The 9,768-nt window shown below is 67.7% G+C and carries 7 protein-coding genes and 5 pseudogenes; 7 read left to right on the top strand and 5 right to left on the bottom strand.

From position 1 onward, the window contains the following. Positions 1–80 precede the first annotated feature (80 nt). On the top strand, positions 81–206 hold the full coding sequence (locus ACFYXM_RS36480) for a hypothetical protein (RefSeq protein WP_389296078.1): 126 nt from the start codon (positions 81–83) through the stop codon (positions 204–206). A 663-nt stretch (positions 207–869) separates the two neighbouring features. Continuing rightward, positions 870–1,670 (top strand): DUF6585 family protein, encoded by an 801-nt coding sequence (locus ACFYXM_RS36475; protein WP_389296075.1) that lies wholly within the window; start codon positions 870–872, stop codon positions 1,668–1,670. A 109-nt stretch (positions 1,671–1,779) separates the two neighbouring features. Here ACFYXM_RS36475 and ACFYXM_RS36470 read toward each other — a convergent pair. From ACFYXM_RS36470 to ACFYXM_RS36460, 3 pseudogenes are all read right to left on the bottom strand, one after another. Further along, positions 1,780–1,944 (bottom strand): annotated as a pseudogene (locus ACFYXM_RS36470) (transposase); the annotation flags it as partial. 18 nt (positions 1,945–1,962) lie between these two features. After that, a pseudogene (locus tag ACFYXM_RS36465) lies at positions 1,963–2,133 on the bottom strand (RacP protein); the annotation flags it as partial. Between the two features lie 74 nt (positions 2,134–2,207). Further along, positions 2,208–2,925: pseudogene (locus ACFYXM_RS36460) on the bottom strand (IS6 family transposase). A gap of 340 nt (positions 2,926–3,265) precedes the next feature. Here ACFYXM_RS36460 and ACFYXM_RS36455 point away from each other — a divergent pair. The 4 genes and pseudogenes from ACFYXM_RS36455 to ACFYXM_RS36440 all read left to right on the top strand — a co-directional run bounded on the left by ACFYXM_RS36455 (position 3,266) and on the right by ACFYXM_RS36440 (position 6,577). Then, positions 3,266–3,766, top strand: a complete 501-nt coding sequence (locus ACFYXM_RS36455; RefSeq protein WP_389296074.1) for a hypothetical protein — start codon at positions 3,266–3,268, stop codon at positions 3,764–3,766. 329 nt (positions 3,767–4,095) lie between these two features. Beyond that, positions 4,096–4,221: pseudogene (locus ACFYXM_RS36450) on the top strand (AAA family ATPase); the annotation flags it as partial. Positions 4,222–4,271: 50 nt separating this feature from the next. Further along, on the top strand, positions 4,272–4,799 hold the full coding sequence (locus ACFYXM_RS36445; RefSeq protein WP_389296072.1) for a GNAT family N-acetyltransferase: 528 nt from the start codon (positions 4,272–4,274) through the stop codon (positions 4,797–4,799). A 425-nt stretch (positions 4,800–5,224) separates the two neighbouring features. Further along, a complete protein-coding gene (locus tag ACFYXM_RS36440) occupies positions 5,225–6,577 on the top strand; it encodes an MFS transporter (RefSeq protein WP_389296070.1) in 1,353 nt (450 codons plus the stop codon). Between the two features lie 526 nt (positions 6,578–7,103). Here the strand turns inward: ACFYXM_RS36440 and ACFYXM_RS36435 are convergent. Next, positions 7,104–7,682, bottom strand: a complete 579-nt coding sequence (locus ACFYXM_RS36435) for a TetR/AcrR family transcriptional regulator (protein ID WP_389296068.1) — start codon at positions 7,680–7,682, stop codon at positions 7,104–7,106. 81 nt (positions 7,683–7,763) lie between these two features. Between ACFYXM_RS36435 and ACFYXM_RS36430 the strand changes: the two genes are divergently transcribed. Then, positions 7,764–8,840 (top strand): FAD-dependent oxidoreductase, encoded by a 1,077-nt coding sequence (locus tag ACFYXM_RS36430; RefSeq protein WP_389296066.1) that lies wholly within the window; start codon positions 7,764–7,766, stop codon positions 8,838–8,840. A 173-nt stretch (positions 8,841–9,013) separates the two neighbouring features. Here the strand turns inward: ACFYXM_RS36430 and ACFYXM_RS36425 are convergent. Then, positions 9,014–9,616 (bottom strand): annotated as a pseudogene (locus ACFYXM_RS36425) (IS701 family transposase); the annotation flags it as partial. Positions 9,617–9,768 lie beyond the last annotated feature (152 nt).

Here is a 9,768-nt window from a genome sequence, read left to right as displayed (position 1 = left end):
ACGCCTGGTGGAACGAAACGCCCCTCGCCCGCACACGTACGTCCCGCCTGGCAGCACTCGACCTTGCGGCATGAGACCAATTGGGCAACAGGGTCATCGAGACCTTCTACAACAGACGCCGCCTGCGCGAGCACGTCCACTGGGGCTGCCTCACACCCCACGAGACACGCCTGCGCTACCAGCAGGATCAGGCCCTCGCAGCCTAACGACGACGTGTCCGAGATCACGGGGAAACTTCAGCGGACCGCTACACCCGCCACCCGGTCTCGCAGTACATCGTGCGCAAGAAAGATCAGGTCAGACGAGGCACAAGACGGGTTCCAGAGAAAGTCATCACCCTTACGCCCTCGATACTTCAGTAGCTCAAGCAATGGCATTGCGACAACGGCATCAAGTGGCGGTCCATGCCCGCGGACTTTCCCGCCGGGCCCCGGGCCATTCGAGGCCCGGGGTCTTGTGTTGCTCGCAATGGGCTACAACTCGCAGCGGTGAGGCAGCTGACGAGCGGCGCGGATGAGGTCTTCCGCAGGCGGGTGGTACGGGACCTGGACCAGTCTGGAGTGAGGATGAGGGCCGGGATGTTGCCGTAGTAATGAGTGCCCCAGCCCGTGTGCAGGGTCAGGCCCAGACCGTGGTGGCCGGCGCGGGCGTCTGATTTGCCGAGCGAGCGCAGCGGGACGTCGCAGGGCCGGGTGCGGCGACAAGAGCGGGGGACCGTCCCGGCCCGAGGGCGCGGGACCGTCCGCTTAACCGATGCGCCTGGCCGGGGCGCTCTTCCCGTACGGGCTCCTCTCCCCGATAATGGCCCTCAACTGTCTGGCCTTGGGGGGCTTGTGTCGGATCGTGGTTCCACTCCTGTTCCGCCCTCCATGCGCAGAGTCGCGCGGGAGTCCGAACTCGGTTCGCGCCAGGGGCTGGTGTGGACCGAGCCCAAGCGCTTTCCGTGGATCGTGGTGCTGCTGCCGGCACTGGTCGGACTGCCGGTGCTCTGGCTGGGGATTTCGGCCGCAGTGGAGGGCCAGCGGAGCCACGGCGCCTGGTACTACGGGCTGCCACTGCTCATCTTGGGGACCGCCATAGTCGCCGCAGCCGGGTATTTCCTCTTCCTCGCGCTCACGAGACGGCAGGCTCAGGTCTGGGTAGGTCACTACCAGCACGGCATCGTCCGGGAGGTCGCCGGGCACGTGCCGGAGGCGTACTCATGGGACGAGATCGATGGCATTCGGCGGAGCAGCACCAAAGTGACAAACGGGATCACCAGCGTCACCACACACGAACTCTGGGTGCGTCCCCGTGAGGGCGCCGAGATCACGGTGACCGACGCGTACAAGGGGGTCGCACGGTTCATCGACGAACTGGACAAGACATTCACGCGCGTACGGCTGCCGCAGGACAGGGACCGGCTGAAGGCGGGCGAACGGGTCGACTTCTTCGGGGCCCACCTCGATCCCGCCGGTGTCGGGTACCTCGACCACCGGCTCGGCTGGCGCGAGGTCGACCGGGTCACGGTGAAACAAGGCTGGCTGGAGATCCATCGGCACGGCGACGGAAAGCCGTGGGCCAGGCTCCCCGTAGAGATGGTCGAGAATCTGTCGGTCTTCCTGGCCCTCGCCGCAAGGATGCGCCAGGAAGCGGCCGGAAAGCAGCCGCAACCAGACGATCTGGCCTGATCCGGCGAAGGCCGGCACTCCGGCAGCAGGTCTGGATCAACGAACCAGCACCCCGGCGGTCACCGTGCTTGGGAGAGGAACTACTTGCGCCTCTCAAACAACGGCATTGGCCGGTGTCCACGACGTAGCGGATGGCGTTCACGATCTCCCGGCGGTGGTGTTTCTCCGGACGGCCGCCAGCCGAGGTCTCGCAAGCTGGGACCGGCAGCAGTGGTTCGATCAGCGCCCATTCGTCGTCCCAGGTGTCGGAGGGGTAGCAGCGCCTGCGCGGCATCGTTCCTCCTTCAAGGACGATGACGTCGAGCGTGGACTCGACCGAGTTGAGCTGGGTGTTGAGGTGTCTGATCCACCAGCCTTTGGGCTGGAGGGCGGCGTGCCGGGCGACGGTTCCGGTGATGAACCGCCGGATCTCGGTGAGCTTGCCGCGGATGATCGCGACCTCGTATGCCTGGAGTTCGGCGGGCGCTGTCACGTTGTTGAGTGTGTGCGTGCCTGACGGTGTGTCGGGTGTGGTGGGGCCGGATTCCGGCTCCGTGCTCAGGCCGCGGCAGGCAGGCCGGCGACGCCGGTGATCTGGTCCCAGATGGCGAAGCGGGTGGTCATCTCGGTGCGGTAGTGGGCGGCGGTCATCAGGTGGCGGCGGGGCCTGAAGTGGGGTGAGATACCGCTGAACGCGGCAGGAACTGCTGCGCTCCGCCGACGCTGCGGAAGCCTTTCATGGCGCGTTCGCGCTGCCGGGTGGGCTGATGACTGTTCTCGGCCCGATTGTTCAGGCCCTTGTGGGAACGGTGCTCGACGGAGGGCATGACCTCGCGGTGGGCCGCGCCGTAGGAGCGGAGCTTGTCGGTGACGATCACCCGCGGCACCGAGCAGGTATTCCTGAGCAGTTCGCGGAAGAAGCGCCGGGCTGAGGCCTTGTCCCTTCGGCCCTGGACCAGGATGTCGAGCACGTTGCCGTCGGCGTCGACGGCCCGCCACACGTACTTCAGCTCACCGTTGATCTTCACGAAGACCTCGTCCAGGTGCCATTTGGCCCGGGACGGGGCCGCCTCCGGCGCAGGGAGTTGGCATAGGCCTGCCCGAACTTCGCGCACCAGCGGCGGACCGTCTCGTGAGAGACGAGCACACCGCGCTCGAGCATCAGCTCCTCGACCTCCCGGAAGCTGAGCGGGAAGCGGAAGTACAGCCACACGCAGTGGGAGATGATCTCTACCGGGTATCGGTGCCCCTTGTACGACGGCGGCGCGGACGACACGAGCGAATCCTCCCCGGCACGATCAACCACAAGATCATCTCAGGCGGTCAGCCAACGTGACAATGCCCTCAAAAGGTCGCTGGCGCGCTCGAAGTTCCGGGAGCTGACCACGACGTGACCGGAGTCGCGCCGTCGCTGGACAGCGCGACTCCATAGCCGGGCCGCAGGGATGTCGTGGCTGATCCCCCGGGGCCCATGTGTTCGGGCGCGGGGTCAGAGATGCGAGGCTTAGAGGTCGCGCAGATAGGGCTCGGTTCGGGAGTGGGAAGTGGTCGCGCGGTCACCGTGTGTCTAGGCTGGCGGGTAATCGGCGTGATGGGGCTTGGCATATGCTGAGCCGATGTCGGACGACGGCGAACTGCCAAGTATCTCGGGCATTGGTGTGGACCTGCCTGCAACGCTGCGTATCGCCGGGCTTGCATTGAAACGGACGGAGAGCCCTCCGCCTTTGGCCTGCTGGACCGGCTGCTTCCCGGAGCCGGCAAGCGGCAACGCGGCGGTTATCAGTCTGGTGATTGAGCCGGCCGCGCCGCCTGAAGAGGTCACCCTCCAACTCGCTCACGACGTTGTGAGCCGTTTCGACGTCTTCGTCGACCGAGCCGTGCGGTACTGCCGGACCCGGCTCCGGGAGCGGCACTTTGAACTCACATCCGAGGAACTGAGCTGGCTGGATCTTCCAGAGTTGCCGTTGGCAGTTCCCGAAGCAGTGGTGTGGGCCGACCAGACCTGGGCAATCCGGTTCACAGAGGGCAGGTTCCGGCTGGCGGACCCCTACGGAATCCTGGTGACCTTCAACGGCACGCAGCCTGTCGACGTTCAGGGCCTCGAGGACGAGCAATGAGCCGCTTGTTGTGGCATCGCGACTCTGGAGGCCGCGCAGATCGTCAGCAGGCGGGGCCAGTTGGCAGACGGCACAGGCACAGATCCGTGATCATGGAGTTGCGACGCAGTAGCACCAGCTGCACCGGGGTGTTCTGGAGCAGCAAGGCAGCGCTGCACTGCTTGCAGCACGCCCCGTCCGGGGCCCAGCCTGATGCCCGTGCAGAACCCGTGTGCCGACTGCCCCATGGAAATTCTGCGCTGCACCTTGCTGCACGTGCGGCACCGCCCTGCTGCACCCCGACGACCGTGACCAGGACCACGAGCAGCACCACCGTGCCGACGGCCGCCACCGACCCCCGCCTCTGCCCGGTCATCGTCGACCGCCTGACCTTCAACGGCACCGTCATCGACACCGACTCCTACCGCCGTGCCAGCACCAGGGCGCGAACGGAGCAGCCTGCCAGAGTCAGCTGATGTCTGTCTGAGCGGCCTGAGGCGGTGGTTGATCGACGAGGATCGTTGCCATGACCTACGTGATCGAATCCGCCCGTCCGGGCGATTCCGCATGGTTGGGGCCGTTGCTGCTGAAAGCTTGGCTGCAGACATACCCCAACCCGGAGATGGGGATCGACGAGGACTGGATCCGTGAGCATCGTGGCTCGTCAGCCACCGCGGAAGGCATCGCCCAGTGGCGGGAGTTCATCGAGGCGGCGAACCGGCAACCGGACCTGCTGTTCTGCCGTGTTGTCCGTTCCGATACCGAGATCGTCGGCGTTCTCTGCGGCCGCCGCAGCGAGGTGATCACCCTCGGACCGATGTATTTGCTAAACCACGTCCAGGGCCAGGGACTCGGTGGCCGCATGATAACCGAGTTCCTCACCTGGGCCGGAGCCGCACCCATATGCCTATGGGCCACTGACTACAACGACAGCGCGGTCCGCTTCTACCAACGCCACGGATTCAAGATCACGGGCGAGCGGGAGCTTTGGCAAGGAAAGCTGCCCAATTTACGTATGACACGCGAGGTCGCATCCAGCGTCAACCACAGCTGAGCTGCACGGAACAACCAGACCCGTCCGAGCCCGCCAAACCCGGCTTAGAGATCGCGCGGATAGGTGCTCCGCGGCGATGAGCATCCCGTGCCCAGGAAGCTCTGTAGAACGGGCCTACAAGTGAAGAGATGAGACGTCAGGCAGGTTCCTGAGCCGGGCGTCTCCGCCCTGGTAGCGTTCACGGCATGTCTGCTGCTTCGTGTGCGGCCGCTTGCGCCGCAGTGACCAGGACGTCCCGCTAGCGGCGGGACGTTCGACTCACACATTCCTCCTGGACGTCCAGCCGCTTCGTGATCAGACCGGAGCGGCACGTTTGTGCTGCTCAGAACTTCTTCTGAGCGACGGAGCACCTGATGTTTCCAGGCATCCTTTCTTCCCGCGGGCACAGCCCGTCCACGGCACGCGCATGGCTGATGCTGTGCGCAGTGTCCATGCTGCAGTTCTTCATCGCGGTCGACGTGACCGTGGTCAACATCGCCCTGCCCTCGATCGGCGCTGACTTCGACGTTGACGGGCACGCTCTGACCTGGGTCGTGGTTGGGTACACGGTCGCCGGTGGTGGGCTGCTGATGCTCGGTGGCCGGCTGGGCGACCTGCTTGGGCGGCGGCGCGTGCTGCTGCTCGGCACCGTCCTGTTCGGTGCCGCTTCGCTGCTGGCGGGCCTTGCCCCCACGTTTGCGCTGCTGGTGGTCGCGCGCCTGTTGCAGGGCGCCGGTGAGGCCATCGCGCTGCCCGCTGCAATGGCCACCATCGTCCTGATGTTCCCCGAAGGTCCGCGCCGGTCGCGGGCCCTGAGCGTGTGGGCGGCGGTGGCCAGCTGCGGTCTCGTGCTCGGATTCGTCCTGTCCGGAATCATCACCGCCCACCTCGGATGGCGGTGGATCTTCCTGGTCTCGGTCCCGTTCGTCCTGATCGTGCTGCTGGCCGCTGTCTTCCTGGTCGAGAGGGGCCAGCCCGTGGCCAAGGACGCCCCGCGGCTGGACCTTCCCGGCGCGCTGTTGCTGACCGCCTGCCCGCTGCTGTTCATCTTCGGCGTGGTCGAGGCCGGTGAACCCGGAACGCCCGCATGGGTGGTCCTGGGGGCGCTGGCCGGGGCGGTGGCCGCCGGGGCCGGGTTCGTGCGTGTCGAGGCGCGCTCGCGTAACCCTCTGCTGCCGCTGCGCTTCTTCTCCAACCGCACGCGTGTGGCGGCCAACCTGGCCACGATGCTGCTGAGCGGGGCGCTGTCGACCTCGTTTCTGCTGTTCACCTTCTATCTGCAGGACCGGTTGGGTATCGGCCCGCTCGGCGCGGGTCTGACGATGCTGCCTCTGGCCCTCTCGCTGATCGTTTTCTCCATGCTCGTGCCCCGCCTGCTGGGCCGGTGGGGAACACGCGCGTGCGTGCTCGCCGGCATCGGGTTCACCGCGGCCGCGATGGCCGCGATCGCGGCCATCGCGGCCCTGCGGGCAGGCGGCATGACGATGATCCCGCCCATGCTCCTGATCGCGGCCGGGATGGGGTTCGGCATCGTGGGGCTGCAGTACCTCGCGGTCAGCGGCGTCACCGAGGAAGACGCCGGGACCGCCTCGGGCGTCCAGCGCGCGGCTGACCAACTGGGCGGTGCGACCGGGGCAGCAGTCTGTGTTGGGATCGGGTTCGCCCCGTCCTTGCACTCCTTCGATCCGTTCCTGGTGGCCACCCTGCTGGCCGTCATGGGGCTCGTGACCGGCGCGGTTGTGGCTTGGCGCATGCCCGCGCCCGCTCCCGCAACGGACCTGCAGGAACAGGCCGGGTGACTTTCGCCCCGCAGGGGTGTGCCGCCACGACTGTCATGGCGGCACACCCCTGCGGGACTTGCTGGTCGACCGGGAAGCGGTAGTACAACCACACCGCGTGGGAGATGACCCCCGCCGGCAACCGGAACCCCTTGCACGACGGCCCGTCCCCGGCGCCCTCCACCACCAGCTCCTCCCGAACGATCAACAAACCCGGCCACCATCCCAGCCCGGAGACCACTCACTCAACTTGACAGTGCCCGACGAGCTCTTCCTGCTCGTCGAAACTCAGTGGTCTCGTGATCACGTGTCCCCCTCGGTGTGTGTCGGCCCGCTCAACGAGCGTACGGCCCCTTCGCGGCAATGCGTGCCGAAGGGGCTCATTGAGGCGCATCGATCCGTTCCGCCATCACGTCCTGGTCGGCGCGCTCGTCGTGAAGCGGTGACTTCGGCCGAGTGGCACCGATCATTGGTGTGCGTTCGACACGCCAGCAGCGCCTTGCCGGTGCACTGGTTGACTCGTCGGCAACAGCCAGGCGGTGCTTCGTCAGCTCTGTCGATCCGGTGCGGCCGGGGGCAGGAACGCGCTGAGCACCGTGCGGATGCCCGGTTCTGGGGCGAAATCGGCCTCGGGCATGGCGACCTGATGGAACATCAGGCCATCGAGGTAGTCGAAGAGGATTCTGCAGTGCTCCCGCGGTGCGGGCGACCCGAGGTCCGCCAGCCACTTTGAGGTCAGTTCGATCAGCGACTCGCGCGCGCGGCTCAACGGCTCGCGCACCGCGGGGCGGACGATGCCCTCGAGCGCCAGCGCGTAGCGGGCGGTGGTGCGGTGCCGGGCGGGGCCGAGCACGTGCTGGACCGTGTGGGCCAGGGCGCCGGCCAGCGCCTCGGGGCCACCGTCCACCGGGGTGGCCGCGAAGCGCTTCCAGTCGCGGGCGTCGAGCGCCTCGAGGTGGGCCACGACGCCTGTCACAAGGAGGTCGCGGCTGCGGAAGTGGTTGGACGTGGTGCCGGCCGGCACCACGGCCGCCTTGTCGACGGCCTGGTACGTCAGGCCGCGCAGGCCGCCGGTACCCAGCACCTTCACGGCCGCGTCCAGCACCTGGTCGCGCCTGCCCGGCATCCGCACCCGTCCCTCCGTCGGCCTGCTGCGATCTTGACTATAAACATAGTGCGTCTACTACAAACATAGTAGCGTGGTGGCATGCCCAGAAAAGCGATCATCGTGGGCGGCGGCATCGGGGGCCTCGCCGCCGCCGTGCACCTGCAGGCCGACGGCTGGGACGTCGAGGTCCACGAACGGGCCCCCGCGCCGCCCGACACCGGTACCTCGCTCGGCCTGTGGCCCGGCGCACTGCAGGCGCTCGACACCCTCGGCCTCGGCGACAGAACCCGCCGACTCGCCCGGCCAGCGACGTACGGCACATTCGTACGCCCCGACGGCGGCCTCATCGGCAACGTCGACATGGCCGCCCTGCGCCGCCGCACCGGCGACGCCGTCCACGTGACCGCCCGGCCCGCGCTGCTGCAGACGCTGACCTCCGCGCTCGCCGACGGGGTCGTGCGCTACGGATCCGCGGTGACCGACCTCCGCGAGCTCACCGGCTACGACGTGGTCATCGCCGCCGACGGCTTGCGCAGCCGGGCCCGCGCGGCGCTCTTCGGTGACGCGCACCGCCCCCGCTACTCCGGCGTCACCGCCTGGCACGGCACCGCCGACCTCGACACCGACGGGATGACCGAGACGTGGGGGCGGCGCGCCCGCTTCGGCGTCATCCCGCGCGCAGGCGGCCGCACGAACTGGTTCGCCTGTGCCCCGGCAGCCGAGCGCGTGCCCGTGCCGGGCGGCGATCTGGCAGCCCTGCAGGCGTGGTTCGGCGACTGGCATCCCGGCGTGCGCCGGGTCCTGAACCACCTGGCGCAGACCGGCGGCACGGGCGTGCAGCGCAACGACCTCTACGACCTCGCCACGCCCCTGCCGAGCTACGTCAGCGGCCGCATCGCCCTCATCGGCGATGCGGCCCACGCGATGACCCCCGACCTCGGCAGGGGCGCGTGCAAGGCGCTCGTCGACGGCGTCACCGTCGCCCGCGAGCTCACCGCACGCGCGCGCGTCGAAGACGCCCTCGCCGCCTACGACGCGGCCCGTCGCCGCCCCACCCAGCGTCTCGTGCGCGCCGCCCGGCTGATGAACCGCGCGGTGCACACCCCGCGTCGGATCGCGCCGGTACGAAACGCGGCCATGCGGCTGTTCCTGACCATCGGCAGGCCACCGGCCTGACCCCCGTCAGGCGCATCCCTGCACTACCGCCTCCGAGCCCGGACCCAAGCCCGCCACAGGCCAAGGCCGACGCCTACGCGGCCCTCTGGGAGCTGAAAGGGGGCGGAACGCGGTGATGTACTGGTAGGAGTCTGTGATCAGGTGGTCTGGGTTCTGGAGCCTTCCGCCATGCAGCCCGCGTCGGCGACCACGACCTGCGGAGCAAGTCCCCAGGTGATCGATTCGTCCAGCATGTCGATCGCCAGCCGCCACTTCTCGACGTGCCCGGTCTCCGGCGGGAGACCGGTCCGTTTCCTGCGGATATCGTCGCGGTCGCCCCATTCCGGCGGCACGAACAGCCGCCACGACAGCGGGCACGAGGCCTGGTCGGTGACGGCGTGAACGCTCACTCCGACCTGGCAGGGCGAGCGTTTGCCCAGCGCACCACAGTACTGCCGGGACACAGCCACCGACTGGTCACCGGATTTCGGGAACGAGGTGTCGTCGATCACCCACGCCTCGGGACTGATGGCGGAGATCATCTTCCGGGCGATATTCCGCAGCACCGGAACGTGGTCCCACGGCGACTGGCTGACAAACTGCTGCAGAGCCTGCATATTGCCGTCCGGAAGCCGCTCCGCCATGGGCCGGACAGACTTGCGCCGCCCATCCAGCATCAACCCGCGCAGATAGCAATCTCCTTGCCGGCGCTGGTCCTTGCGCGCCAGGGACGCGAAGACCTCAGCCACGAAATTACCGAGGTCCCCGCGGAGCTTCTCCACCTCGCCAAGATCCACGAGCCGCAGCATGCACCGCCACGACCACCAAGATCAAACCAACCTAACGAAGTACACCTAGTGCCGCATCAGGCAAGGTTTGCCCTGTTGTGATGTGTCGCCTGGTTGCTGCGCCGGGCCGTACCGGACAGCCAGAATGATCACGTGGCTGA

The sequence above is a fragment of the Streptomyces sp. NPDC002476 genome, assembly GCF_042889785.1.
In the GTDB taxonomy this organism is placed as follows: domain Bacteria; phylum Actinomycetota; class Actinomycetes; order Streptomycetales; family Streptomycetaceae; genus Streptomyces.
Note: the sequence above shows the minus strand (reverse complement) of the source record. Positions and strands in the feature narration are given on the sequence as shown.